The sequence below is a fragment of the Paenibacillus sp. FSL R7-0313 genome (assembly GCF_037969885.1).
GTDB lineage: Bacteria > Bacillota > Bacilli > Paenibacillales > Paenibacillaceae > Paenibacillus.
In genome coordinates this window covers 1,368,498-1,393,977 of sequence record NZ_CP150219.1, presented here as the reverse complement: position 1 = coordinate 1,393,977, position 25,480 = coordinate 1,368,498, and the positions used below count along the sequence as shown (strand labels likewise).

The window sequence follows — 25,480 nt, the reverse complement described above, 5'->3', positions numbered from 1 at the left end:
AATATCAAACCCAAAAAAGAACGCCCCAATCCGCAACTTGGCGAAAAAGGGCGTTCTTCAGTATATATCTATGTCGCATTGATGTGCTGTTGATGATTATGGGATCAATATTTGGCTGACTGCGCACCATCAATCGGAATAATGGCTCCATTGATAAATGGTGCTTCGCCAGACAGCAGGAAGGCAACGAGACGCCCTACTTCCTTCGGTTCACCCAAGCGTTTCGCCGGGTTGTCCTTCACGAACTCTTTGGATGCTGACTCCCAGTCATTCGGATTGATCTGTTTGAACGAGCCTATAACCATATCTGTCAGAATGGCTCCGGGTGCAATTGCATTAACGCTGATCCCATGCTCGGCGTATTCAATCGCTGCATCTTTGGTCATGCCGGCTACGGCATGTTTGCTCGCTCCGTAGGCAATCTGGTTTGGCACGGCGCGGATGCCACCGACAGACGACGAGTTCACAATATATCCTTCGCCCTGTTTTTTCATCACAGGCAGGACGTGCTTCAACCCGAAAAATACACCCTTCAGATTGATATCGATAACTTTATCAAACATTTCTGTCTCGTAGTTCTCGATCAGGTTTTGCTTGCCTTCAATGCCTGCATTGTTGAAAAATGCATCGATACGCCCAAATTCATTGACCGTATCACTAACATACTTCTTCACAGCTTCTTCGTTGGCTACGTCACCTTCAATTAACAGAAACTCGGCATGCTGTATCTCTTCGGAGATTACACGTTTGGTCTCTTCCAGCGCCTTCATGTTCACATCCACCAAGGCAAGCTTCGCCCCTTCACGTGCTACTTCCACAGCAGCTGATCGCCCGAGGCCGGAACCGCCGCCTGTAATCAGGACCACTTTACACGCAAATCGTTCAGTCATCATTCATAGACCTCCCTTTGCTGTTTTGGACATCTTCCATAGATAAATACCCGTTTCCTCAATTATTCTAATCAAACGAGAATCTGTTACAGCCAGCATCTCAACCGGATTAGTATGCTTCCGTATTCGCCCTGGCATTCGTCCTCAGGACTTCATAGCCTCATAGGCTGCAAGTAATTCCTCTACTTCTACTCCGTTGATCTTCATCCCGGTCACTTGACATTGTTCCAACTGAACTCCAGATAGATCGCAATCGATAAAACGACTTCCCCCAAGATCACAATGCGCCCACTGCATAGGTACACGGTCAGATCCAAGGTGTGTGTCCTGGAATTGAACGCCATCCAAAGCACAGAATTCAATCTTGCTGTCGGTTAGGCGCAAATCAGCTAGCAATATATTCGTCATATTTAAATTGGTAAATTTGCTTCCACTCAGGTTGCAGTCAGTGATCCGACTATTGGTCAGATTACTGGTACTGTAACGAACCGAGTCCAGATTAGCTTTAACATATTCAACCACCGACTCACCCGAGTCCTTGGCTAATGTCTCATCACATGTTGGATCAAAAGAATCAACGGACATGTTCTTCTCATATACAAACTCATCCTCAGATGCATAGATACAAACATATCCCATTTTTTCGTAAAAATGATGATTATCCAGCTGCCGACCTGAGGTCTCCAGCTTCCAGGTTTCAATCTGTGGAAATTCAGCCTTAATAAGCCTCATGACTTGAGTTCCCACGCCACGGCCCTGGCATACAGGGTCAATATAGATCTTATCGATCCTGGCATGTTTTCGTCCAAGCACGTTAACACTCACTCCGCCAATAGCGCATCCATCTGATTCTACAACATAATAATCCCATTCACGGATCACGTAACGATGCATGCGAACTGACGAATAATCAGGCGGGCATAGATTGCTATCGATATCCTTCTCATTATCCGCCCAGACTTTTATGACATGATCAAAAGCACGAGTGCAAATCTCTGTAAGCACAACAGCATCTTCCTGCTGTGCTCGTCTTAAGCGAACTGTGCAATGCATCTGCTTCAATTGCGCTGGTTCGGACTTTACTTTGAGCAGTTCAAAATAATCATAGCACTCCTGGTCCATAAGCATTCTGCGAGAGATATAATGAAAACCTGTATGCTCCAGAACTTTGCGTGACGGCTGGTTGTGCGGCTTCACAATGCCCACGATTCGATCCAGCAAGGTATGCTCAAATACATATGCTGTTAGCGCCTGCACAGCCTCTGTGATGTATCCTTTATTCCGGTAATCCCGGGAGATGGCGTAAGCCACTTCACGGTCAGCCCGATCCAGCATGTCATTGGGAAACACACCACACCAACCAATGATACGCTGATCTTTATTGTGTACAACGGCAAGCAGGATGCGTACATCTTCCGGGCTGAACTGTTGGTAACTGCCAACGACAAACTGTAAGAATTCACGCAACTGCTCCTCGGTCATCTTCCAATCTGGCAGGACATCTGTGATTTCAGGTTGTTGGGTTAATGCATACACGGCAGCCTGATCTTCAAGCGTAAATGGACGCAACGTAACGGAGTTTGAATGGATGAACAATTGACTTTTCATATACAACACCTCTGGGGATTTATTTAGGATGACACAACAAAGAGGAGCACCTCCAATAGAGGCACTCCCCGATCCGTTTCATCATTTCAGAAACGCCGAAGCTCCTCGTAATGGGTCAAAAGGACACACGTATCCCGTTCATGGTCTAACGGAATTTTTGCGGTGTTCTTTTCACGATCATCACGAGAAATCTGGCATACTCTGAAATCCCCTCTCATGCTAAGGACTACTTCAACGTCTCACTTAAGGACGGTCAATGTAAATCCAGCCTGTTTCTTGTTCCTTATCTACAGTAGCTCCAAGGGATTCAGCCATAAAGCGCAGCGGCACATACGTCTTGCCGTCCTTGCCGACATAGGCGGATTCCACCATGGTTACTTCTTTACCAGCAACGGTTGCCTTCTTGGAACCTACAGTCAGGACAATCTCGTCACCAGTGATGTCGTCAATGACAACGATTTGGTTTGAACCTTTGGTCCATTTCACTTCAGCATCCAATTCCTCAGACACGTAGCGAAGCGGAACAAATGTTGTATTCTTAACCGTGATCGCCCCAGCGTATTCATCATCCGGGAAGAGCACTACACTTTTACTCGTGATCCCAGCTTCATCTTTCAGCAATTGGTATGCCAGTGAATTGGAATCAAAATTGCGCAGCATCTGTCCAGGCGTAATATCATCCTTCATCAGATCCATAACGCCGCCTGATACATCCACTTCATCCACTGCAACCGTTCCACCGATATTCCACTGTTCACTGTCTCCACTTACGGTTACGGAGTTCACCGGCAGATCTTCGGAAGCCGGCAACGCTACTTTCAGTTCAAAGTTTTGCTTGCGAATATCCAGCTTGCTGTCGAGATAGAAATCCAATTTCAGTGTGGTACCTGTGCCAAATACCGTTTTGAATTCAGGTGTCTCATTCAACAGGTTGTTCAGCTCCTGATCATAATTGACCAGCATGCTGTCCAGTCCTACTTTGATAATGGCATATAGTGACGCAACGGCTTCATCTTTCGATTCAGGAACGATCGAATTCAGCGTGTCGTCTCCCCCACCTTCTACCTCATTCACTGCTTCCAGTACAGGGTAGAACACATCGTACAGATCGCCAATCAGGTCTTTCAGTCCTTGCTCATCCTTCGAAATACTCGTCAGGAATGGTTTAACCATGGCAAGCATCTCTTCACCACTAACTTCCAGATGCAGCTTGGAGAGGCTAAGTGCTTCGCCATTCACGGATTCCTGTACCGGTGTTACGGAGATGTTCTTCGGATTGGACAGATGCTTCAGGACAAAAGAGAACAGTTTCGGGGAAATTTCCTCGAGTTGTTTCTCCAGAGCCTTCGTATCTACCATCGGAAGCGCCTGTGCATCCTGGAACGTATCCAGAGACATGTACAGCGGTTTCTGGGCTCCGTCCAGATCAATGACCAATTGGGACTCATTCATGGACACGTGGAAAGGTAACTTTGTTCCCTCCATGCTCAGTGTACCTTTGATCGATGCTGTCTTCGCATCTTTCATTTTGGCTTGATCAATATCCAGGGATATGGAGTTAATAAGTTCGATCATTTCAAGGTCTTTCTCTGTAGCAAATTCCTTAGCCGGTTCTATGTTTATATTCATGGATTGTCTGGATTCACCGGACTTGATACTCGCGCCATTGGCCATTGCTTTGCCAACGTCTACTCCACCCACAGCCTGACATCCTGTAAGAACAACCATTAAAAGTACTAGTGGCACTGCCATCCATTGGACTAACTTCCGATTCGTAATATGAACTCCTCCTTAGAAAAATATGGTTCATTTCCATTATGAAGGTATAGGTAATTCTTGTAAACGGATACGCAAAAAATAAACCAAAAGGCCGGAACATGTCCGACCTCTGGTCTATCTATATTTCAGCATATCGTATGTTTCGATAAAACATCCTGCTTCATTATGCAATGCTGGGAGTTATTCTTGCTCCTGATCTTCTGCGAGTTTCTCATCCGTTTCTTCATCTTCCGCAGTTGCGGGAGTCTCGAATTGATCCGGCTCGTCCTCTTGAATCGCTTTGTTCTCTTCGTTCTGATCCTGTGTCATATCGCATTCCCTCTCTTCTACCGGATTGTCATGTCATCAAGGCCTGAGCCTTGTGTCTATCAATAACCCGAATAGGCACAGTTCAAACCTGCCTCAGTGTCGGCCATAGAATTCCCATCATAATTTTAGTGCTCATTTAGAAAACATAAAAGATGATGCCGTTCCCACTTGCAGCCGTGGCCTGAAACAAGGCCTGGACATCATCCACAGTCTGAACGATCTCCTGAAATGTCTCTTCCTCATCCCAATCTTCCATGACAGGATAGACCCCTTCAGCGATCATCCGGTCCAGACTATACCGCTGCTTCAATTCCTCCGGTGTGAGCTGCTCCAATGCCATGTAGGCTTCCAGCACCTGCTCATTACTGAGCAAGAAGAGATCCATATCCGAATAGTTTCCCAAGTACTGCTCACCTGCTAGAGGCACCACATAGCCCAGGGGCGGCTCCCCTTCTAACAAGTTACCGTTCAGCGTGAATTGAAGCATCTGCCACGTTTTATCAATATCCAGATCCACTGCACAATCATGCACACTAATCTCACCTGACTTGATGGATTCAACTAACTCCTTCGTTACCACAAGATATCTGCCGGACATTCCCATACCGCTACCCCTCCTGTGTAATTCCTTCTATTGTTCCCCATTAACCGTGCTTGTTGGTTCAGAATCGGGGTAATCCCTATCAAGGAGGGTGTATACATGAAAAAATTTGATTACAGTCTCAATTATGATGAGTTGGATCTGCGCAAACATCCTGAGCTCTACACCGTAGGCCGGGGAGAGCAGGGTGTGCTGATGGTTGAGCCGTACAAGGGCGAGATTCTGCCACACTGGCGATTCAAAACACCCGAGATTGCGACAGAGTCATCGGAGAAGATCTATGAGCTATTTTTGGAGTATAAGAAAAAGGGAGATTTCGTTGGCATGGATATGGCTCGTAAATTTCTCCAGATGGGCTATACACGGGCCAGACGTTATACGAATCACAAAGGAGGACGCAAATACTCGAAGGAGGATGGCTCGATCCTGCCCTATCAGAATGATAAGGTGAAGGCAGAAGCCGCCGCTATATTCAAAGCACAATGGGAGATTGCGAAGACGGATCCAGACTATGTGAAGATGAAGAAGGAGCATCGAGAAAAGTACGAGTCTGATGAAGCGTAGGATCAACGGTGAAAAGATTGACTTATGGAAACATTTGTCTCAGAATCGATCTTGTTACTGTACATTTTCAACCATTATATTGGAGAAAAGAGGCGCATCCGATTATGACAGATTCGCTCGTCCACTTAAACACAGGCCAGAATACCAGCATCAACGAATGCGCTCAACTTCAGGTAACCATTCAATGTACATCATCTCCCTCTCCCTTGGATGTTAGCTGCTTTATGGTAAACGAAGAGGGAAAGGTCCCATCTGACGACTATTTTGTATTTTATAATCAGACGGCCGATCCCCATCAAAGTGTACTTCTGCAACAGGCAGAGGAACTGAAATCCTCGTTTGTACTAGATACTAATCAATTACGGCAGGCCCCTGTGGAAAAATGTGTGTTTACGGCTACTCTGGATGCGGGAGGGACTTTCGCCGATGTTCAGGCATGTCAGGCGATTGTACAAGCTGGTTCCCAACAGATCACCTATGAGATCACGCAGGTCACTGCGGAAACAGCGCTTATTTTCATTGAAATCTACAAGTATCGTGACGGGTTCAAAGTTCGTGCGATTGGACGAGGTTTCTTTGGTGGATTGCAGCCGCTGGCAGAGTCATTCGGTGTTGAAATTGAGAGTAACGACACCTCGGAAGCCGAACAGGTTCTTCTCATGGCACAAGCTGAAGTAGCAGCGGCCTCTCCAGAAGTCTTGGCACCTGTTGCTGCACCAAACACGAATCATCCGCCGCTTAACCTGACCAAAATCGATCTCCTCAAGCGTAAAGTAACCCTGTCTCTGCAAAAGAAAAAGATTGAACCTATCCAGGCACGTGTTGCCGTTGTATTTGATGCATCAGGCTCCATGTACCATCTGTATCGCAAAGGCATCGTGCAAGAGGCCTTCGAGCGTATCCTGGCGATTGCATCAGCGTTTGATGATAACGGAGAGTTGGACGTCTGGTTCTTCGCCAAAGACTTCTTGCGTGCACCTAGCGTCACCGCCAGGGATTTCGAGAATTATATTGAACGCACATATACGCTGGGAAGCAAAGGCGGTACCAATAACGAACCTCCTGTGATGCAGGATGTCATTCGCAAATATACGATCGAGGAACCCGATGTGAAGATTCCAACGTATATTATCTTTTTTAGCGATGGTGGAGTCAGTCAAAAAGGGAAAATCATGCGGCTTATTACCGAAAGCTCAACCAAAAACCTATTCTGGCAATTTGTTGGCCTAGGCCAAGCCAATTACGGTATTCTCGAGAAACTCGATGACATGACTGGACGTTTCATCGATAATGCTGACTTTTTTGCTCTCGACGACATCTCCAAGATCAGCGATGAAGAATTGTACGATCGTCTCCTTACTGAATTTCCAGACTGGATAAAGGAAGCTCGGGCCAAAGGCATTTTGGCCTAAAGCTTTCTCCCTACCCACTAATCAGGCTTGTACTTTTTCTGGTTTAGCATCCTTGGAACGTGGACGGAGCATACTTCCTACGATTCGCAACATCAACTTGCGTGGCACGAGGCGGGTGAACTGCGCTGTCCAGTAATTACCAGCCCCCGGCACAGCATAAGGTTTGCCTGACTCGAGTGCTCTCATGGCCACCGCCACGACATGCTCAGGGGTATCACGTTTACCCACCGAGGCTTCATCAGCACCTACTACATCAAAGAACGAGGTCTCGGTTGAGCCTGGGCATAGTGCCAAAAACTGTACGCCACGCTTCCTATTTTCTTCGTATAATGCCTCTGTAAAAGAAAGTACAAATGCCTTCGTTGCTCCATACACAGCCATATACGGATCAGGTTGAAAGGCAGCCGTCGAAGACACATTAATGACAGCACCATTTTTCTTCTGTAACATGCCTGGCAAGAAAAGATGTGTCATGTTCGTTAAGGCGAGCACGTTCAACATAATCTCGTCCTGTTGCCTTGAACCATCCACCTGTTCAAAACATCCATGGGTAGCAAATCCAGCATTGTTGATCAGCATATCGATGTGTATTCCCCGATTTTGACATTCCTCATATACATTCTGAGGTGCCTCTACTTCGGAAAGATCCGATACGATTACCTCAGCTCTTACTTGATATGTACGTTCTATTCGCTCTGCCAATTGATTCAGTTTGGATTCTGTTCTGGCCACCAGCACAATATTTTTACCCTTAGAAGCCATTTCGAGTGCAAAAATTTCCCCAATACCTGAAGAAGCACCTGTAATAAGTACCCATTGATGCTGTTCCTTTATCATCTCTCATCCATCCTCTATGCATAATTTAAACACTTGTTTTCATTTGGAAACACTGTTTCTTTATAGAACCATCGTAACCAAATTGCGTGACGCTGTCAAATGCATTTGTTAAATTCGGACCTAGAACGTGGTGCTTACTTATTAAACTCGGATTAAATTGACGTTATCCGGCGTAAAACAGTAGAATGACGATAAGCGAAGGAAACGTAGTTTCTGTTCAACAACAATACGGTTACGAGGATGAAATCAATGAAGGATCATAATTCGGGTTCCACGGAATCTGCACATACGGTAACAACCTTTCAGGAAGCCAGACTGCAGCACTCGGATAATCTGAGACAAAATATTGTGCATGCTGCTGCTGCTTTACTGCAAGAGCATGGACCAGAAGCTGTCACGGTACGCCGTGTAGCTGAACGCATGGAGTGCTCCACCAAAATCATATATAACCTTTTTGGCAAAAAAGAAGGGTTGGCCAAGCATTTATATTTAGAGGGCTGCTCCCTCATGGCCCAGCGATTTGAAACTATACCCCGGCAGGCATCGTTCGAACAATATTTCCGTGATCTTGCCCACGTCTACTGGGACTTCGGCATTTCTCAATCCAGCTTCTATCAGCTGATGTTTGGAGGATCTTTTTCCGAATTCAAACCAGATGGAGAGACCTTACAGGGAACAGCAACTGCACTGAAACAAGTGTCTGCCTTGGTTGAGGTAGCGATTGAACAGGGAATGCTTCAGGTACAAGATCCCATGCTTGCAGTTCGGATGATCTGGGCTCCCTTACACGGTGTTATTCATCTGTATTTGGGAGGCCATATTGAGAGCGAAGAAGCTGCCAAAACCCTCTATGATCATACGTTGTCGATGGTTATACACTCCCTTGTGAGTACATCTGCGAATGGATAGGCATTAAACCTGTGCTGTTTTAGATACTTTTAGAAGATAAACGAAAAAGGAGCAGACCCATTGGCGTAATACGCCTAGGGCATGCTCCTTTATTTGGTTGACTCTATCTAGTTCCGTAACGGTTTCAGTCGATTAACGTGCCTCTTCGTTCTCAGCTTCCCAACGTGCAATTTCTTTACGCACGATTGGAGCCACTTCTTTACCAAGTAGCTCGATTGCTCTCATAACCTCGTTGTGCGGCATTGTGCCAAGGGGGGTGTGCAACATGAAGCGTGTAATACCGACTTCTTTGCGCAGGTAAATAATTTTCTGAGCTACCGTCTCCACATCACCCACGTACAAAGCACCCTCTAGGCTACGCGCCGCATCAAATGTTGCACGGCTGTAGTGTCCCCATCCACGTTCACGGCCCAGTATGTTCATGACCGCTTGCGCTGGCGGGAAGAATTTCTCCACGGCTTCGTCTGTTGTATCGGCAATGAAGCCGTGAGAGTGAGAAGCAACGGTCAGCTTGGAAGCATCATGTCCTGCATGTGCAGCTGCTTTCTTGTACAGTTCCACCAGTGGTGCGAATTGCACCGGACGACCACCGATAATGGCAAGCACCAGTGGCAAACCGAGCAGTCCTGCACGAACTACCGATTCCTGATTACCGCCACTGCCAATCCATACCGGAAGTTTTTCCTGTACCGGGCGCGGGTAGATGCCCAGATTGTTAAAGGAAGGGCGGTGTTTGCCTTCCCAGGTTACTTTTTCCGAATCACGCAGTTTGAGCAGCAAATCGAGTTTCTCGTCGAATAACTCATCGTAGTCGTTCAGATCATAGCCGAACAGTGGGAACGATTCGATAAATGATCCACGCCCTGCCATAATCTCTGCACGTCCGTTCGAAATGCCGTCCAGTGTCGCAAAATCTTGATATACCCGTACCGGATCATGCGATGACAGCACGGTTACCGCACTCGTCAAGCGAATATTCTTGGTCTGTGAAGCTGCGGCTGCAAGAATGACAGCTGGTGATGAAGCGGCGTAGTCAGCACGATGATGTTCTCCCACGCCATATACATCCAGACCCACCTGATCTGCCAAAACAATCTCTTCAACAACATCCCGAATACGCTGCGCATGACTGATAAGTTCTCCTGTTTTTACATCCGGATTTGTCTCCACAAATGTACTAATTCCGATTTCCATTGTCTGTTCCTCCCTGGTATGAAGCGATCCGTCGTTCATCTAACCTATTGTAAGTAGGTCACCTTTTGTTATGTATCTTAATATTGAACTATTTTGATGAAAAACACAAGTACCCTCTGTTTCCAGAGGGCACTTTTATGTTTATTTTCTATCGATTATGGCTTACCTATACTTAGTTCCATCAGGTTGGCATTAATTACAACACCGGTCTGTTTCATAAAATTAAATCCCAGAATTCCGTCAATCTCTAAACCATAATCCATATTTCCTATTTCAACTTGAAAATCATTAATCGTTGTTCCATCTGAAATTTTCATCGAGGACCTCTCATGCCAACATATCGTTCTCTTGCCACAACTTCTGGACGTGAAGTGTGAAAAAAGCAGTATTCCCGTCTGGGATCTTCCTGATGCAATTCACCATAACGTTTTAGTGCCTTTGTAGAATCATCAAATGAATCAATCACTGCCATCTCTTCAATGTAACGCTGGCCTTCTCTAGAGTACGCCTTGGTTGCCTCAAAAACGACCCATTCATTAGGGAATCGCTCCTGAACTTCCTTCCATTGCATAGTGACACCTCCAGACCATTAGATAGAAATATTATATCATGTGGAAACAGTATTCCACGGGCTGACATTCTAAAATACATAGATTTTTAGAACATTGCCTGTAAGTCTATTATTTCTTTCTCCCAATGTACAGCAGATGAGACGAGATTCCCAATATGGAAGGGTCTTTGGCGGCTTCAATCATATATTGCATGAGTTCATCGTACTCGCCACGCTCTTTCCAGTATTGCTGCTGCTCGTCCGTAAGCATCGCTCTAAGGCTGGATGAACCAATCAAATCAACGGTTTCAAATCCATGTTGCTCCATGAAGGGTGTAACGTCCTGAATATTAAAATAGTATGCTCCCGTAAATCGTCCTTGATCCTGATGATCGAATATACCCTTTTCCACAAAAGAATGGATTGCTGCCATGTTATCATTCGGTTTCCAGTGCTGCGGAGATTGCAGCGAATTGATACTCATGCGCATTCGGCTTTGCATCGCTACAAACACCACGCCTTCTCGCTTGGTCACACGGTACAACTCCCGTACAGCAGCCATCCGCTCTTCGTCTGTCTGTAGATGATATAACGGCCCCAGCATGAGGGACGCATCGTACGTCTCGTCAGCCATACCGGAGAGCGAAGTGGCATCGAGAACATGGAACCCATCGAATTGCTGTGTCAAACCAAACTCCTGAGCCTTTTGCCTCGCAGTATCCACGGAGGAAGGTGTCAGATCCGATAAAGTGACTTGGTACCCCAGCTTTGCAAGCTCCATGGCATACTTTCCTGGTCCTGCGCCATTATCCAGAATACAACCAGTAGCGGGGAGATGTTCCCTAATGTAATGCATGTTAATGATGAATTCAATTGGTTCCCGCTCCAGTCTGCCCCACTCATCAAACCCGGAATAATATTCAATAATGTGATCTCTCTTCATCGCTCTGACACCTACCTTTTCTTATATGTAGACTACTCATCCATGTTCAAAAAAATTAAATTCCAATCAGTATATATCTACTAAATATTTCCTGTCAAACAAAAAAACGTTCAATTCCCATTGAATGCGGAACGGAACGTTTCTCGATCTTATCTTATATCTTTTTCACAAACTCAGACTTCAACTTCATCGCACCCAAGCTGTCGATCTTGCAATCAATATCATGATCTCCATCAATCAGGCGGATATTCTTCACCTTCGTGCCCTGTTTGACCACGAGTGAGCTACCCTTAACCTTCAGATCTTTAATGACGGTAACGGTATCACCATCACTTAGCACATTTCCGTTGGCATCACGGATTACTTTTGCATCCTCTGCGTTATCATTGTCTGCTTCCAAAGACCATTCATGCGCACACTCCGGGCAAACCAGCAGGTTACCATCCTCATACGTGTACTCTGAATTACATTTGGGGCAGTTAGGCAAATTAGACATATGTATAAACTCTCCATTCTACGATTGGCATTCCCGCAAGTATACGGGATTTCGACGGTATATTCCATACGCTTGGTCACTGCATGGATGGATTTAAACCAAATTTAAGGTTCATGCCTCCCTCACTTTAAGGGTAACTACTTATGATGTAACTAATAGATACGCACTACCATAAATGAATTTTTCTGTTTCTATGAATGTTATTATATTTAATACCAAAGGAGTTCCTACCTCATGTCCTCATATGTTTTCCCTGTGCAAACGGCTTTTTTGATCTTTGTTGTTGCGGCCATGTTCCTGCTGGTGCCGTGGTTGATCTATGGTTATCGTAAAGACGGTTTCTTCAGCTGGTCACGGTTTGGCATCAGCTTTTCGTTTATCTTTTATATTCTGGCCGCCTATTGCCTCGTCATTCTCCCGTTTCCGACTACGCGAGATACCTGTGCACAGCAAGCCGCTGACACGGTCTACTACAATCTGGTTCCATTCACTTTTGTCAAAGACATCATGAAGGAAACACCCATTGTATGGTCTCAGCCTTCCAGCTATCTCAGCATGATTCAGGGCAGAGCCTTCTTACAAGTTCTATTTAACGTCCTGCTTCTCATGCCGCTGGGTGTATATATCCGTTATTTTTTTCAAAAGAGATCCTTCTGGAAGTACGCCCTGCTAGGCGGATTCGGGCTTTCCTTATTCTTCGAGATTACCCAGATCACCGGATTCTACGGGTATTATAATTGTCCTTACCGTCTCTTCGATGTGGATGACCTGTTGTTGAATACTTCGGGAGCGGTCATTGGATTCTTCACAGCGCCCATCCTGCTTGCTTTATTCCCATCACGTGCAAGCATTCAGGCGAAGAGCGAACAGATCGTGGAGCAAAACCGAGTGTATACTATGCCTCAATTGCTCGCGTTAATTATTGATGGAATCATTGTTGTCTTCCTTTCGAATCTGATATCGATCTTCACAGCATCTGATGTGATCAGTGATGCGCTAAGTACATCCATTGCTATGGTCATTGTGCTGTTCTTCATACCTTGGGTGCGAAATGGGGTAACTCCAGGCTCGGCCATCTTGCGATTCCGCTATGTGGATCGTCAGACCGGCACACCCACCAGTGAATCGTTATTCAAAAGATTTGCCGCACTCTATGTTCCATGGCTGCTCGTTACGATCATTCGCCTGGTCAACGATTATGCTTTTTCAGGTCATCAGGATGTGATGCTTCAGCCTTATCAAATGTGGATCTCCTTGGGAACATTCGGCATCTATATGTTAGTCTACGCCGTGCTCTTTGTTCATGTTTTGATCGTACTCTTCTCCCGTGGAAAACGTTCCTTCTACTTCGATGAGGTGTCCCGCACACGTGCCTCTCGTAAATAATGTTTGGAGTATAACAATGCAATGCGTATTGTCACCTTAATTGGTGCTTACGTTCTGCTTACTTCATTAGCAGCCGGATTACAAAAAGAGGACGTTCATTCTGAGAATGAATGTCCTCTTTTGATCGGGCTCAAAGCAGTTATTCAGAGTATCCATTTCAAATAATCGGCCTGGATTATAACCCTAACAGCTCTCGCTTGGCTGCATCCGGATCATGTACGACCTCAATCTTATGGTTGAAGATAAGTGTCGCACGATCCTGCTCATATTCAGGCCAGTTCACACCTGCAACTTCAGGTTGGCCATTCTTGGCAAAGGAAATCCAGGCATCCTGTACCTTGAGGGCAAGTGCCGCAGCAGCTTCATCCGGCTCCGCATTCATGAATTTGAGGACATGCAGTGTATTAAATACAAAGAACATTTCGATACTGTGAATCGCTCTTTTTAACAAGGGATGTTCCGGCATGATCCAATCAAATCGATACATCCACACCGGGGCATACTTCTGCTGTGCAGCAGCATATTGCAGCGCTGACCGCCAGAAGTACATATCCGTCATGACTTGGGCTTGTCCATCTGCCGTTTTTGGATAACTATCCGCGATGGCTACCCGGTTCTCCAGATCTGGCGTCATAAAGTCTACGCCCTGAACCATATCGATCTCTTTTGAATAAGACACATGCGGCTGGATGAACAGTGCACCCTCGTGCAGTGTCGTACCAATCAGCACCGGAATGTCCTGCGCTGAACCTTCGCTCACCGCCTGAAGTGGCACCTGAGGTAGTGTATGCCCGTCCAATACAGGTTGGAACAATAATGCCATACCTGCCCCGCTCTGCTGTTTGACCGTTTCACCGGCTGCAATAATCTGCTCTACAGGAATTGTATTTAACTTCTGCAGGTTGTCCCGATCCACCCCAAGTATCTTTAACATCCCTTCCCGCAACGCTGAAGCTTGCTCTGCCGGCATGAACTGGGATGCACCACTCTCCATAATGGCACGTTGGAACAGTCCTTTGGCCGCTGGCATCGCCATAAGTGCTGCAATACTCATGCTGCCTGCTGATTCGCCGAACACCGTAACTTGATCCGGGTTACCACCAAAAGCAGAGATATTATCCTTCACCCACTGTAATGCCGCAACCTGATCCAACAGACCTGCATTGGATACATATGAATCACCTAATGGAGCCATATGCAGGAAACCTAAAGGTCCTAATCGGTAGTTGATCGTGACAACGATGACGCCCCCCCGAACCGCTAACTGTGTACCATCATACATCGGCTGGCTACCTGAACCTGATACAAAGGAGCCGCCGTGAATCCATACCATGACCGGCAGTGGTGTTGCTCCTTTTTCCTTAGGTGCCCAGATGTTCAGATATAAACTATCTTCTGACTCATTCGGAATTTCTGTCTGGCCTTCTGGTTGATGATTTCGTGGTTGTATATTCTCAGGTCCAAATTGCGTGGCCTGTCTGATTCCATCCCATGACTCGGGCTGTACCGGAGCCTTGAAACGTAGCTCACCTACCGGAGGTTTCGCATAAGGAATGCCTTTCCATACACTTGCATCGTGCAAAAGTTCGCCTTGAACGGTACCATATGTCGTTTGAACCTGAAGTTCTCTCATGCCGCTTCTACTTCCTCTCCGTAAATAGGTTAAATTAACGAGTAAGTGCATATCATGTGTACTTATTTGAGTATAGTTTGTAGTCATACCCATTTACAACTTTACCCAACCCTAGCCTCCCCTGCTACGTTTCACGTGGAACTTTATGGGGTGGAGGTTCTGATACATATCTTTAAGATGGACACCAAAAAGGCCACCCATTGAGCAATATCATCAAGTCTAACTTATCTTAATGACATTGACCCTTAGCATGACCTTTTCCCGTTGACTATCCAAATATCTACCCTTCTACAGGATATCGCACCGTAAACTCAACACCCTTGATCCATTCGCCCGCGACAAAGTTACGTCCCTTCACAACAACTCGACCCTTATAAACCTCCACATGAAGTCCTTCACTGCCCTCCAGATGCTCATCCTGATCTGTCCAGAGATAACCTACAGACGAAGCATTGAACATCGTTGGCATCTTGCCTGCGCCATCGTACATCGTATGCTGTGCCTCCAATTGCCAATGGGTATGGCCAGAGAAGAGAATTGCTTGCGGGTATTTAGCAAGAACCGCTTTGAGTTCAGCATCCTGATTCACACCATACCATCCCTGTTCCTTCAGCGATCCAGCTACCGTATCCATAAGCGGCTGGTGTAAGAACAGGAAGATGGGATGATCTAGTGTTGCACGCTCAGACAATTTGGCATCCAGCCACTCCAATTGTTCAGCCGACATATCACAATCCTTCGGGTGAGGTTGCTCGGTGCCCAGGAAAATATAATGATACCCATCAATCCAATGGTCGTGGTATGCGCCCTTCATGCCTGTTGTCCCTTCAAAATCACTTAATCGACGCTGCCATAACCCTGCGACTGTAATGGGGTCTACTCCTGAAGAGATCGGTCCCCCGTCTTGGCCCTCCTGCTCCGAAGTTACAGCAGACAACGTATAGGTTCCGCCGGATAGTTGCTCAATTAGTGCAGCTGATTCAGCAGCGGTTTGTTTTGTGACCAGTTCCATATCTGCTTCCTGCTCCAACAACTCGGTTACTTCATCTTCTTTCATCTCAAGCAAAACGATCGGCGGATCTTGCCATACCACGGCTCCAATATCATGGTTACCTACCGTGTACCGGATGTCCGGCAAACTCTCCGCATGCTGCTTCCATATCCGCTGCAACTCACGATATTCGCTCGACAGACCCCGATCCGTCACATCGCCCACATGCATAATCCCGCTGCTTCCCTGACTGAATGTAGCTATGTCGGCTAATGCCAACTCCAAATGTCGGTTATGAATGTGGTCTGCCTCGTCCCGTACATGCGTATCTGTAATGACTTGGAAGGTAGCAAGAGGTTGCTCCGGTGTATGTTCATTTTTCATCAAGAATCACTCCATTTCAGTCCAATAATGCCAATCAGAATAAAACCGATCCAGACCATCGACGTGAGCCGCAGACGTTCACCGAAATAATAATGGCCCACAACGCCAATGAGCGTAATGCCCACCCCAGACCAGATCGCATAGGCCACAGCCAGCGGCATATACTTCACTGCAAAATTAAGAAAGGTAAAACTTGCGCCATAACAGACAAACATCAACACCGAAGGCCATAACCGTGAGAACCCATCCGATACTTTTAGCAAAATGGTAGCGCTCAACTCCAGCCCGATGGCCAATGCCAACAGTACCCAGCCCAAGTAGGCGTGACTGTTCGTCATCGATTCAGCCCACCATTCAGCAATTCATGGAAGGATTGAATCGTTCTGTCCGCCAAGCGGATTTTTCCCGGTTCTCCAATGCCAATCCTGTACCCCGCACCAGCGGTTCGTGCCATCTCCATGTCTCCGTCCGTATCTCCAATAACCACAGTATGCTGTACAGATACTCCCAACCGTTCACAGGCAAGCAGTAGCATATCGGGAAAAGGTTTCCCCCGTTCCACCAGATCTGTACCAATCACCACGTCAAAAAAGGAATCCAGTCCCATCCACTGTAAATGTTTAATTGCACTTGGTGTATCATCTGCCGTCACAACACCCATAACCACGCCTTCGCTACGGCACTGTTCAAGGAATCTTTGAACTCCCGGTAACGGACGTGCCGGACGATGCTGTTCCATCTCTTCCTCCGCTCGCGCCAAACACTCCCGAACCATGATCTTGGCTTCCGCCCAGCTGAGACCCGCACGATATCCATGCCACGTCAGCACGGCATACACTTCATCCATAGTTCCCATCGCAAGTGGCCCCCGCACGTCATACCCATTCATTCGGCCTTGGTCATCGTGGAATGTACCCCAGATCTGTGGAAGTTCATCTGTATTGATACGAAGTCCCCTGGTCGCCAACTGGTCTCTGAAATCGTTCAACACACAATCGGTCCAGAACCCCCACATGCCCGTAAAATCAAGTAATGTGCCGTCCTTGTCGAACAAAACGGCTTCAATCGGATTTGGTAATCCGTCTACATACGTTTCATCTTGCATTGGTCAAACTCCTTGTCTGCAATCTTTATGAACGGAAAGGACGGTACAGCATGTACCGCCCTTTCCGCGTGAGTTACTTATAGTGATTAGTGATACGTTATTTTTACAATCTGGTCAGGCTCACGACCGAGTCTCTTGGAAACAGTTCTTGTCGATATCGTTACTTCGTTACCCGATCCAGTTCCTTCTGCGCTTTCTCTTTTGCTTCCTTCAGCGCTTGTTCCGCTGGCATATTATTGATCTGCACCTGATCAGCTGCATCTTTCAATGCATCATTGATCTTGCCACCCGTTGGATCCTGGAATGGAGCCGAGGCGTGAGCTGCTTGTTGCAATGGTACCGTGATCTGTGGATTTTCCTCACTGAACTTCATGAACTCTGGATCTTGTTGAGCCGACTGACGTACTGCAATATATCCGGTGTTCATGGACCATGAAGCTGTGTTCGAAGTTTCAGAGAAATACGTAAGCCATTTGTATGCTGCCTGCTGTTGCTCTGGACTTGCCGCTGACGGAATACCTGCCGATATGGCACTCGCTACCGGTTTTCCTTCACCAATACCTTCCCAGCCTGGTTGTTGCATTGCAGCGACTACGCTAAAGTCCAAGTCACCTTGGTCACCACTAGATCCGGTGTAACCTGCTGCTTTATTTTTCATCACATCATCAATCGTTTTGTACCAGTACTCCCAGCCCTGACCTCCGTAATGAATGCCCATAATCTTGTCTTCGTTAATCCATTTACGGAACAAATCCCATGTCTCGATCCATTCCGGAGAGTCGATCATAACGGTTTTGCCATCGTCGCTAAGAATCTGTCCGCCCTTACCCAGCACGGCATCAATCATATTGTCTCTACCCCACATCGGTTCCCAACCGTAGAAGGTAGTCTTGCCATTCTCTTGTTTGCTCATCTTCGCCGCTGCCTCAGCCAGCTTCTCCCATGTCGTCAGACTGGCTGGGTCGATTCCGTTCTCTTTGAACGTATCCATGCGGTAATACATGATCTGGGTTGTACCGTACATTGGCAAAAAGTATTGCTTTCCATCCACCTGTCCCTGGTTCAGGAATGTCTGAATGAAATCGTCTTTCTTAAAATTCGGATCAGCGGCAATCATCTCATCCATAGGTGCATAATATCCTTTACGTGCCCAGTCTATATTGGAGCTGAGTACAGCGGCTGGAACCTTCTTGGAAGCAATTGCTGCTTGCAGCTTCTGTTCCGTTTCCGTGTAATCTGCTTGTACAATCCCCTTCACAACGACTTCGTTCTGGGAGGCGTTGAACGCGTCAATCGTCTTTTTCATGTTATCGCCCAGATTACCACCCAGACCATACCAGAACTCAATCTCCACCGGATCTTTTGCCTGAACTTCGGTTCCACTGGCAGCAGCTGTCGTGCCTGATTCTGCGGGTGCTTGTGTTCCACAAGCGGTCAATAGAGCAAAGCTGGTCGCGAGTACCAGCGACATGCCACCCTTCCAGTTCAACCTCAATCTCTTCTTCCATGTCATGCTTGTCTGACTCCAATTCATTGTTGTTCCTCCCGTTTTAGGTGAATGGTAGTGCATATCAGTTCTTGTTCACACCAGCCGTGATGTTCACGCTCTGCATGATGGTCTTCTGGGTGAACAGGAAGAGAATAAGTAGTGGTGCGATGGTGAAGGCACTCGCAGCCATAATCTGTGGCCAAGCCAGTCCATATGCCCCGCCTTCTACAAAGAAGCTGCGCAGACCAGCCGATACCAGTTGCAGATCAGGATCTTTGGTGATGAGCATAGGCCAGAAATAGTTGTTGTACTGTTCAATAAACGTAATCAGAACCATCACGGCGAAGCTTGAGCGAACAAGCGGCGTGATAATCGTCCAGAGAATCCGGAAGTGGGATGCACCGTCCAGCTGTCCGGCTTCCACCAATTCATGCGATACCTGCATGAACGCCTGCCGGATCAGGAAGATCGAGAACACGCTGACACAGTTGGATACAATCAAGCCTGTGTAGGAATCTAGCAAATTAAGTTCGCTAAGCACCAGGTAACTAGGCAGATATACGGCTGTACTCGGTATCATATAACCCACCAGAATCAGGGAGGTCAGCACACCTTTGAGACGGAACTTCATATGTGTCAGGGCGTATGCCATCATACTGGAGTTGACGACCTGAAATAAACAGATGGCTAAGGCCACCCCGGTACTGTTCAAGATGTAACGGGCAAATGGTGCCGCATTCCAGGCATCCACATAGTTGCTCCACAGGAACGTCTCCGGCCAGAAGGTCGGCGGGAACTGCCAGATCTCATCATTGGTTTTGAACCCGCTAATGACCATCCAATAGAAGGGAAAGGCTGTACCCAGCGCGATAATGGCTAACAGGAGGTAGCGGATCAATTTACTTATTTTAAAATTCGGTTGTGACACGTTCTGCAACTCCTTGCGCTTCATCCGTTTAGACTTTTTGTTGGGCAATGTCATTGTCATTAGTAGTGCACCAGACGTCTGCCAAGCAGGAAGGATACTCCCGACAGCAACACGCAGATCAGAATAATCACAACGGCGATGGACGAAGCTTCGCCTACGTTAAAGGATTCGAATGCAGACTGGTAATACATGTACAGCAACGTTCTCGTTGATCCCGCCGGTCCACCCTGCGTCATGACATTGATCTGGTCATAGGCTTGCAAGGACTGGATAGTAAGAATAATCGAGAGAAAAAATGTCGTTGGTGAGATCAGCGGCAATGTGATACTTCTGAACTTGTCCCAACCGTTGGCTCCATCGATTGAAGCTGCTTCGAGCAGATCGGAAGGCAGATTTCGTAGCGCAACGAGATAAAATACCATTGCCCACCCAATCGACTTCCAGAGCGTGACGATCAGAACAGCAACCAATGCCCAGTCCGCGTCACGCAACCAGCCGATCGGAGATACGCCTACCCAGCCCAGCATCAGATTAGCGAGTCCCACTTCGGGCTCGAAGATCCAGGACCACGCGATGGACACCGCAACTGTCGGGGTGACCCAAGGTGAGAAGAGTAATGTCCGGAAGATGCCGGATGATTTGATTTTGCTATTCATGAGCATCGCAAGCGCCAATCCGCCCACAATGGTTGGGATTACACTTCCAAGTCCGAATAACAAGGTGACTTTCAGTGATCGATAGAATTCAGAGTTTGTCAGCAGATAACTGTAATTGTCCAACCCAACGAACAACTTGTCCGGGCTCATGAAGTCCCAGTCGGTGAAACTGAGATAAACGATATATCCCAGAGGTCCCAGCCAGAAGATCAGCAATGGGATTAGAGCTGGCAGCGTGAATAGGACCGCCTCAGACTCCCTCCATAGTTTTAAACGCAAATCCCCCACTCCTTACTGTCCAATTTTTCTTTAATTATTGGGAATTTTTGAGTATAATCGACTTTATATTTCTTATGTACAAAATTGATTGTACACTCGTATTGAAAATTCTAATTCCGGCTTATGTTAAAATTGGAGCAAGTCATGTAAAATATGAGGCAGCTAGTGGGAACGCTATCATAAACCAGAGGTGACATTGTGGGAAAAGAAACCGCCGGGAACCCGAATCATTCTTCGTTACCTGATCGGCATATGCTAAGGGAGAGAGTCATTGAGGCCATCGCCAATACGATGGATCTGTATGGGGTGAATCATACATTTGGCAAATTATATGGCATCATGTATTTTGAGGATCGTCCGATGACACTTGAAGAGATGAAAAACTCGATGAATATGAGCAAGAGCAACATGAGCTATGCGGTTCGTTCGCTTACAGAATCACAGATGATCTATAAACTGGAGGAGAAGAAGGACCGCCAGGATCAGTATCTGGCAGAGACCGACTTCTATCGTACATTCCAGAATTTCTTCGGGGCCAAGCTCCAACGGGAAGTAGATGTCATGTTAGAAGGCATTCGTGAGGTCATTCCCGACCTGTCCGCAATGATTCTTTCGGAGCATACCTCTTCTGAAGATCGAGATGATGCACTGCGTGATCTGCACAAACTCCAACACGCAGAGCAATATTACGTCTGGCTCCAAGGATTCGTGGATCAATTGCGAGACGGGAAATTTTACGAGAATGCTGCACACGCACCCAAGAAAGAGTAGTACAACTGCGTAAACAGAATAACTAATAGGTGACCCAGGGGCGCTAACGAACCTAGACGATCTGACGTACCATTGTTGAGTCACACTAAAGCGCAAAAAGGAGCTGTTCCTAGCCAATGTATGGCTTTTTGGAACAGCTCTTTTTTTATTCTATCTATTGTATTGTCATATCCTATCCGTCATTAGGGGTTCTCTTTTCCATATGCTACTGCGTTAATGACCCCTTTTTTTCTTTTATAAATATTACTTTTGCGCTGCAGCTTCGATATCTGCATATGCCCAGTGTGTTGCTGGTACATCACTAAACGTTGGCGTAACTGCAACAGTGAGCGGTGTGCGGTTGAACAATACATTCAACACTTTCACCGCTTCCGCACGCGTCAGCTTACTGTCCGGTTTGAATGTACCATCGTTGTAGCCGACCATCAGGCCGGCAGTTTGCACGTATGCAATGGCATCTGCTGCCCACAGGTCTGCGGATACATCTGTGAAGGAAACCGCTGTACCTGTATTTGTTGCTGTGCTCGCTTGTTGCTGCATCCAGCGATACGCAATGGTGGCCATCTGTGCACGGGTGATCGAACCTTCCGGTGCAAAGTGGGTGTTGCTCATCCCGTTCATGATACCAGCGGATTGCGCTTTTTGAATTTCACTTGTTGCCCAATGTGTTGCAGATACATCCTTGTAGCTCACATTAGTCGTGGAGCCTGCTGCCGCTTCAGTTGGAAGATTGCGAGCCAGCATGGCTGCCATCTGTGCACGTGTTACGAATGCATCTGGACGGAAATCTGCACCAAAACCTTGGATATACGGTTGGTGTGTACCTTGCGAAGCTTTCAGTCCATCCACAACAACGAGGGTGAACGTACTGAATTTGGTTACGGTAAATTCGATGCCTTCGCTGTTATCCGCGAGTTTCACCAATTTGCCTTGAATCAATTCTTTTGTGCCGTCACTGTGTTCGATATAAATTGCCAAGTTGTCCAATGCCTGCTGACGAGCAGCCGGATCGGTTGGCAGACTATCACGCAGTGGCAATGTGAGTGTCACTTCACGGCTCTGCATATTCGTGTCGATCTCTACCGGACGAGCCAATACGCGGACATTCGTATTCGGAGCAACTTGTTGGATCAACTGTTCTTTCTTTGCACGCTCTTCAACTTCTTTGCGCTCCGATTCCTTTTTCAAAGGTACAACGCGGAAGTACAAGTCTTGATCAAATCCGGCGATGGAATTCGTCGGGACGGAAATCACTGCATTTTCAGTGGAAATTTCGAGTTTCAACGAACCATCATTTAATTCTTTTACGGCTGCCTTAGGCAGTTCAATACGTGTCTCGGACACGGAATCTTTGGTGTCTGGAATGACAATGCGTGCGGTGTTCATGTTCAATTGTTTCGCTTTTTCCACCGATTCCTTGGCAATCGCTTCGGTCATCTTCACCAGATCTTTAATCATGCCGCTGGTTTCAGTTGTACGGGTAATCGGTGTTTTGGTCAGGTTGGTGCCGTTTGTTCCATTAACGTCAACCACGATCTGCTCTTGTTTCGTTGTTGGTGCAGGTGTAGAGTTTACTGGTGCAGGTGTAGACGTTACTGGTGTAGTCGTGGACGATCCACCACCTGTGTTTCCACCCGGGTTAGGTGTTGAGCCATTACCGTTATCAGTGTTGCTGTCACCGTTCTGTGTAAAGACAATCTTTACTGCGCGTCCTGGCAGTTCATCACTAATCGCTTTATGACGAACCAGAACTGTTTTATTTCCACTAAAGTCAAGACGCTGAATGAGTGCAACATCTAGCCAGTTCTCTCCACCATTGAAGGAAATCTCCATCGTGGCATCCAAGCCCGTTATTGCGTTGGTAATATCGTTACCCTTCACATTAGGAGCCGTAAAGAATCGGTTGAATACGTATTGAAGTTGATGAACATTCTCGTATTGATCCTCTTCATTAAGCAACCATTCTGCAAGTTCCTTTTTCCCCTCTGAACTAAGCTCTTCTCTTTTGGATAAATCAAGAGCACCTAATAGGTTATACTCATATTGACTCAAGAAATTTTTGCTATTGAATTGATCCAGCATGGTCTCATTAAGCCACTGGTCCATCTGCTCTATCGTTTTAGCATCTTCCAAAGGCTTGAACGGCGTATTTAACAGAGCCAGTACATAATTAGGAGTTGCGATGTTTCCTGCAAACTCACCCGAGCTCTTTCCAGCTGCCAGTAGATGCATATATTTTAGCGCAAATACAGGTTTATTTACTTTACTACGTTCCAAATGTTGTTGACCGATAAAGCGGAGTAGGCCTGTCTCTTGGTCTTCAAAGTAACGTGGTCCATCCACCAGTTTTACGGCGAAAGCGTCCAGCTTAAACTGAAGAAAACTTAAATCCTTCTCTTCCCAGATCGACTGAATCTGTATAGCCAGTTCAATCATATACTGAACTTGTTTCTCATCCTCATAATCCTTCTTAATATTTTTGAACATGAATTCGGCAACATACTCTTTAACCTCAGGGGTCAAAGCTGCATATTCATCCGGCAAATGAATCCCCAAAGCAGGGTTTTCTATCGCCTGACGCATTGCCTCCGCATCTTTGCCCAATCTTGCTGCATTTACCTCAGCAAGCGGCGTAAGAATGTTGGGATTAAAGAAGCGATCGAATGCTTCTTGGATTGCAACAAAACTCGCATATCCCCCATTCGGTCTTTGATCCAACATCCACTGTGCTAATGATTCTTCTTCTGAATCGTTTAACAAATCACTTAATTTTTCCAGTTGAAGGGGGAATTTCTCGACTGCTATTGTTGGTTCACTTGCATTGTATTGCTGCGATTGTTTCTGAACAGAATAAAACATATCAAGGATCTGCTCCATATCATTAGCAGTCTCTGCCTTATTCAGTGAAGGAAACATTGCGGGAACCGTAAGAAGATAACCCACTCCAACTTCATCGCCTGCAAGTGCCGTGCTTAGCTTAGCTGCATAAGCCATCAGATACTGATCCATATCGGAAGCAATCAAGTAACCCTGGGCGGAAAGCTTAAATTTTTCAAAATACTCTTGTGAGAATAGACCATTGCCTTGAACAATTTGGTTATAGAACAATTCCAACTTAGGCATCATGTCCCGTACATCAACTTCTCTATATGCCTCTATTGCCTTAATACTGGCATCCACAATGAATTGAACCTGAACCTCATTGTACTGTTCGGATGGAGGATTCACCTGAATCAATGTAGCAACGACTGTCATTTGGTCGCGACCTGTAAGATCTCTAAACTGCTCCGATCGTGTAAGCAAATCCGTGTCGTTTAATACAGACAATACCCCCTCTGGATTTCTAGTAGAAATGGCCCCATTCAACTGTTCCAGTGGTGTCTGCTCTGTTGTTGAAGTTGATGAGTTATTATTATTTGTATTGCTATTGTTGCTTGAATCATTGGAATTGGATGATGTGTTGCTGGATGAATTCGTATTATTAGGATCTGGTCCAGCACTTACATAACTCGCTACTGCTCCTTGCGTCAACATGAGTGAAACGATTAACAAACTAAATGATTTGCGGATCTTGCCCATTTTTATCCTCCTCAGATGTGTTGAACATGAATAGATTGTGTATATTCATCATTGATAACATAGGCATATTGTAGTACATAACTCTGAACGGATTCTGAACAATGGAGCAAATAAAAGGTATTAGTACCACTTATAGATATAAAATTTGTGGGAAATTTCATTTTTTTCGTCATTATTCAACATTTTA

Annotated in this window: 24 protein-coding genes; 5 read left to right on the top strand and 19 right to left on the bottom strand. The window is 46.3% G+C overall.

Annotated features, from left to right (window positions below; genetic code table 11):
• Positions 1 to 104: 104 nt before the first annotated feature.
• The 5 genes from NSQ38_RS06160 to NSQ38_RS06140 all read right to left on the bottom strand — a co-directional run bounded on the left by NSQ38_RS06160 (position 105) and on the right by NSQ38_RS06140 (position 5,190).
• On the bottom strand, positions 105 to 893 hold the full coding sequence (locus NSQ38_RS06160; protein WP_339787810.1) for a glucose 1-dehydrogenase: 789 nt from the start codon (positions 891 to 893) through the stop codon (positions 105 to 107).
• 141 nt (positions 894 to 1,034) lie between these two features.
• The gene (locus NSQ38_RS06155; RefSeq protein ID WP_339787807.1) at positions 1,035 to 2,498 is read right to left on the bottom strand and encodes a GNAT family N-acetyltransferase; all 1,464 of its coding nucleotides are present in this window, start codon (positions 2,496 to 2,498) and stop codon (positions 1,035 to 1,037) included.
• 243 nt (positions 2,499 to 2,741) lie between these two features.
• Entirely contained in the window at positions 2,742 to 4,250 is a 1,509-nt protein-coding gene (locus tag NSQ38_RS06150) for a copper amine oxidase N-terminal domain-containing protein (RefSeq protein ID WP_339787804.1), read from the bottom strand.
• 207 nt (positions 4,251 to 4,457) lie between these two features.
• Positions 4,458 to 4,586: a hypothetical protein gene (locus NSQ38_RS06145; protein WP_017691584.1), complete on the bottom strand. Its 129-nt coding sequence runs from the start codon at positions 4,584 to 4,586 to the stop codon at positions 4,458 to 4,460.
• A 136-nt stretch (positions 4,587 to 4,722) separates the two neighbouring features.
• Complete coding sequence (locus tag NSQ38_RS06140) at positions 4,723 to 5,190, bottom strand: YfbM family protein (protein WP_338589357.1); 468 nt, start codon at positions 5,188 to 5,190, stop codon at positions 4,723 to 4,725.
• Between the two features lie 96 nt (positions 5,191 to 5,286).
• On the opposite strand from NSQ38_RS06140, the gene NSQ38_RS06135 reads away from it, so the two are divergent.
• Together NSQ38_RS06135 and NSQ38_RS06130 are read left to right on the top strand one after the other, a co-directional pair.
• Positions 5,287 to 5,751 carry a DUF4385 domain-containing protein gene (locus tag NSQ38_RS06135; protein WP_047840920.1) on the top strand — a complete coding sequence of 155 codons (465 nt, stop codon included), beginning with the start codon at positions 5,287 to 5,289 and terminating at the stop codon, positions 5,749 to 5,751.
• Positions 5,752 to 5,855: 104 nt separating this feature from the next.
• Entirely contained in the window at positions 5,856 to 7,163 is a 1,308-nt protein-coding gene (locus NSQ38_RS06130) for a VWA domain-containing protein (RefSeq protein ID WP_339787801.1), read from the top strand.
• A gap of 21 nt (positions 7,164 to 7,184) precedes the next feature.
• Here the strand turns inward: NSQ38_RS06130 and NSQ38_RS06125 are convergent, their stop codons facing one another.
• Positions 7,185 to 8,000 carry an SDR family oxidoreductase gene (locus NSQ38_RS06125; RefSeq protein WP_339787798.1) on the bottom strand — a complete coding sequence of 272 codons (816 nt, stop codon included), beginning with the start codon at positions 7,998 to 8,000 and terminating at the stop codon, positions 7,185 to 7,187.
• A 249-nt stretch (positions 8,001 to 8,249) separates the two neighbouring features.
• Here NSQ38_RS06125 and NSQ38_RS06120 point away from each other — a divergent pair, with 249 nt between their 5' ends.
• Positions 8,250 to 8,909, top strand: a complete 660-nt coding sequence (locus NSQ38_RS06120) for a TetR/AcrR family transcriptional regulator (protein WP_339787795.1) — start codon at positions 8,250 to 8,252, stop codon at positions 8,907 to 8,909.
• A 132-nt stretch (positions 8,910 to 9,041) separates the two neighbouring features.
• Here NSQ38_RS06120 and NSQ38_RS06115 read toward each other — a convergent pair whose 3' ends face one another.
• The 5 genes from NSQ38_RS06115 to NSQ38_RS06095 all read right to left on the bottom strand — a co-directional run bounded on the left by NSQ38_RS06115 (position 9,042) and on the right by NSQ38_RS06095 (position 12,092).
• Positions 9,042 to 10,103, bottom strand: coding sequence for an LLM class flavin-dependent oxidoreductase (locus NSQ38_RS06115; protein ID WP_036612299.1), 1,062 nt, complete (start codon positions 10,101 to 10,103; stop codon positions 9,042 to 9,044).
• A gap of 155 nt (positions 10,104 to 10,258) precedes the next feature.
• A complete protein-coding gene (locus NSQ38_RS06110) occupies positions 10,259 to 10,420 on the bottom strand; it encodes a hypothetical protein (RefSeq protein WP_339787792.1) in 162 nt (53 codons plus the stop codon).
• Positions 10,417 to 10,674 carry a hypothetical protein gene (locus NSQ38_RS06105; RefSeq protein ID WP_074092774.1) on the bottom strand — a complete coding sequence of 86 codons (258 nt, stop codon included), beginning with the start codon at positions 10,672 to 10,674 and terminating at the stop codon, positions 10,417 to 10,419. Before NSQ38_RS06105 ends, NSQ38_RS06110 begins: the two co-directional genes overlap by 4 nt.
• A gap of 109 nt (positions 10,675 to 10,783) precedes the next feature.
• Positions 10,784 to 11,596, bottom strand: a complete 813-nt coding sequence (locus tag NSQ38_RS06100; RefSeq protein WP_339787789.1) for a class I SAM-dependent methyltransferase — start codon at positions 11,594 to 11,596, stop codon at positions 10,784 to 10,786.
• Between the two features lie 154 nt (positions 11,597 to 11,750).
• Positions 11,751 to 12,092, bottom strand: a complete 342-nt coding sequence (locus NSQ38_RS06095; RefSeq protein WP_017691576.1) for a zinc ribbon domain-containing protein YjdM — start codon at positions 12,090 to 12,092, stop codon at positions 11,751 to 11,753.
• Positions 12,093 to 12,326: 234 nt separating this feature from the next.
• On the opposite strand from NSQ38_RS06095, the gene NSQ38_RS06090 reads away from it, so the two are divergent.
• Positions 12,327 to 13,478, top strand: a complete 1,152-nt coding sequence (locus tag NSQ38_RS06090) for a VanZ family protein (protein ID WP_339787787.1) — start codon at positions 12,327 to 12,329, stop codon at positions 13,476 to 13,478.
• A gap of 175 nt (positions 13,479 to 13,653) precedes the next feature.
• Here NSQ38_RS06090 and NSQ38_RS06085 read toward each other — a convergent pair whose 3' ends face one another.
• From NSQ38_RS06085 to NSQ38_RS06055, 7 genes are all read right to left on the bottom strand, one after another.
• The gene (locus tag NSQ38_RS06085; protein WP_339787784.1) at positions 13,654 to 15,111 is read right to left on the bottom strand and encodes a carboxylesterase/lipase family protein; all 1,458 of its coding nucleotides are present in this window, start codon (positions 15,109 to 15,111) and stop codon (positions 13,654 to 13,656) included.
• 280 nt (positions 15,112 to 15,391) lie between these two features.
• The gene (locus NSQ38_RS06080) at positions 15,392 to 16,486 is read right to left on the bottom strand and encodes a metallophosphoesterase family protein (protein WP_339787781.1); all 1,095 of its coding nucleotides are present in this window, start codon (positions 16,484 to 16,486) and stop codon (positions 15,392 to 15,394) included.
• Positions 16,486 to 16,824: a multidrug efflux SMR transporter gene (locus NSQ38_RS06075; RefSeq protein ID WP_051447260.1), complete on the bottom strand. Its 339-nt coding sequence runs from the start codon at positions 16,822 to 16,824 to the stop codon at positions 16,486 to 16,488. The genes NSQ38_RS06080 and NSQ38_RS06075 overlap by 1 nt, the downstream gene beginning before the upstream one ends.
• Positions 16,821 to 17,591 carry an HAD family hydrolase gene (locus NSQ38_RS06070; protein WP_338589383.1) on the bottom strand — a complete coding sequence of 257 codons (771 nt, stop codon included), beginning with the start codon at positions 17,589 to 17,591 and terminating at the stop codon, positions 16,821 to 16,823. The genes NSQ38_RS06075 and NSQ38_RS06070 overlap by 4 nt, the downstream gene beginning before the upstream one ends.
• Before the next feature lie 160 nt (positions 17,592 to 17,751).
• On the bottom strand, positions 17,752 to 19,125 hold the full coding sequence (locus tag NSQ38_RS06065) for an ABC transporter substrate-binding protein (protein WP_339787779.1): 1,374 nt from the start codon (positions 19,123 to 19,125) through the stop codon (positions 17,752 to 17,754).
• A gap of 37 nt (positions 19,126 to 19,162) precedes the next feature.
• On the bottom strand, positions 19,163 to 20,008 hold the full coding sequence (locus tag NSQ38_RS06060; RefSeq protein ID WP_339787777.1) for a carbohydrate ABC transporter permease: 846 nt from the start codon (positions 20,006 to 20,008) through the stop codon (positions 19,163 to 19,165).
• 59 nt (positions 20,009 to 20,067) lie between these two features.
• Complete coding sequence (locus NSQ38_RS06055) at positions 20,068 to 20,943, bottom strand: sugar ABC transporter permease (protein ID WP_036671737.1); 876 nt, start codon at positions 20,941 to 20,943, stop codon at positions 20,068 to 20,070.
• Between the two features lie 252 nt (positions 20,944 to 21,195).
• Here NSQ38_RS06055 and NSQ38_RS06050 point away from each other — a divergent pair, with 252 nt between their 5' ends.
• Positions 21,196 to 21,714 carry a transcriptional regulator gene (locus NSQ38_RS06050; protein WP_339790406.1) on the top strand — a complete coding sequence of 173 codons (519 nt, stop codon included), beginning with the start codon at positions 21,196 to 21,198 and terminating at the stop codon, positions 21,712 to 21,714.
• A 243-nt stretch (positions 21,715 to 21,957) separates the two neighbouring features.
• On the opposite strand, the gene NSQ38_RS06045 is transcribed toward NSQ38_RS06050, so the two are convergent.
• Complete coding sequence (locus tag NSQ38_RS06045) at positions 21,958 to 25,293, bottom strand: S-layer homology domain-containing protein (RefSeq protein WP_339787774.1); 3,336 nt, start codon at positions 25,291 to 25,293, stop codon at positions 21,958 to 21,960.
• Between the last annotated feature and the right edge of the window lie 187 nt (positions 25,294 to 25,480).

Bases quoted from the DNA above. Each gene is read 5' to 3' on its own strand.
- NSQ38_RS06105 (WP_074092774.1), bottom strand. From the start codon at position 10,674: ATGCAATGGAAGGAAGTTCAGGAGCGATTCCCTAATGAATGGGTCGTT.
- NSQ38_RS06070 (WP_338589383.1), bottom strand. From the start codon at position 17,591: ATGCAAGATGAAACGTATGTAGACGGATTACCAAATCCGATTGAAGCC.
- NSQ38_RS06065 (WP_339787779.1), bottom strand. From the start codon at position 19,125: ATGAATTGGAGTCAGACAAGCATGACATGGAAGAAGAGATTGAGGTTG.
- NSQ38_RS06095 (WP_017691576.1), bottom strand. From the start codon at position 12,092: ATGTCTAATTTGCCTAACTGCCCCAAATGTAATTCAGAGTACACGTAT.
- NSQ38_RS06160 (WP_339787810.1), bottom strand. From the start codon at position 893: ATGATGACTGAACGATTTGCGTGTAAAGTGGTCCTGATTACAGGCGGC.
- NSQ38_RS06045 (WP_339787774.1), bottom strand. From the start codon at position 25,293: ATGGGCAAGATCCGCAAATCATTTAGTTTGTTAATCGTTTCACTCATG.
- NSQ38_RS06110 (WP_339787792.1), bottom strand. From the start codon at position 10,420: ATGAAAATTTCAGATGGAACAACGATTAATGATTTTCAAGTTGAAATA.
- NSQ38_RS06155 (WP_339787807.1), bottom strand. From the start codon at position 2,498: ATGAAAAGTCAATTGTTCATCCATTCAAACTCCGTTACGTTGCGTCCA.
- NSQ38_RS06125 (WP_339787798.1), bottom strand. From the start codon at position 8,000: ATGATAAAGGAACAGCATCAATGGGTACTTATTACAGGTGCTTCTTCA.
- NSQ38_RS06120 (WP_339787795.1), top strand. From the start codon at position 8,250: ATGAAGGATCATAATTCGGGTTCCACGGAATCTGCACATACGGTAACA.
- NSQ38_RS06085 (WP_339787784.1), bottom strand. From the start codon at position 15,111: ATGAGAGAACTTCAGGTTCAAACGACATATGGTACCGTTCAAGGCGAA.
- NSQ38_RS06145 (WP_017691584.1), bottom strand. From the start codon at position 4,586: ATGACACAGGATCAGAACGAAGAGAACAAAGCGATTCAAGAGGACGAG.
- NSQ38_RS06090 (WP_339787787.1), top strand. From the start codon at position 12,327: ATGTCCTCATATGTTTTCCCTGTGCAAACGGCTTTTTTGATCTTTGTT.
- NSQ38_RS06080 (WP_339787781.1), bottom strand. From the start codon at position 16,486: ATGAAAAATGAACATACACCGGAGCAACCTCTTGCTACCTTCCAAGTC.
- NSQ38_RS06075 (WP_051447260.1), bottom strand. From the start codon at position 16,824: ATGACGAACAGTCACGCCTACTTGGGCTGGGTACTGTTGGCATTGGCC.
- NSQ38_RS06100 (WP_339787789.1), bottom strand. From the start codon at position 11,596: ATGAAGAGAGATCACATTATTGAATATTATTCCGGGTTTGATGAGTGG.
- NSQ38_RS06130 (WP_339787801.1), top strand. From the start codon at position 5,856: ATGACAGATTCGCTCGTCCACTTAAACACAGGCCAGAATACCAGCATC.
- NSQ38_RS06140 (WP_338589357.1), bottom strand. From the start codon at position 5,190: ATGGGAATGTCCGGCAGATATCTTGTGGTAACGAAGGAGTTAGTTGAA.
- NSQ38_RS06115 (WP_036612299.1), bottom strand. From the start codon at position 10,103: ATGGAAATCGGAATTAGTACATTTGTGGAGACAAATCCGGATGTAAAA.
- NSQ38_RS06135 (WP_047840920.1), top strand. From the start codon at position 5,287: ATGAAAAAATTTGATTACAGTCTCAATTATGATGAGTTGGATCTGCGC.
- NSQ38_RS06050 (WP_339790406.1), top strand. From the start codon at position 21,196: ATGCTAAGGGAGAGAGTCATTGAGGCCATCGCCAATACGATGGATCTG.
- NSQ38_RS06150 (WP_339787804.1), bottom strand. From the start codon at position 4,250: ATGGCAGTGCCACTAGTACTTTTAATGGTTGTTCTTACAGGATGTCAG.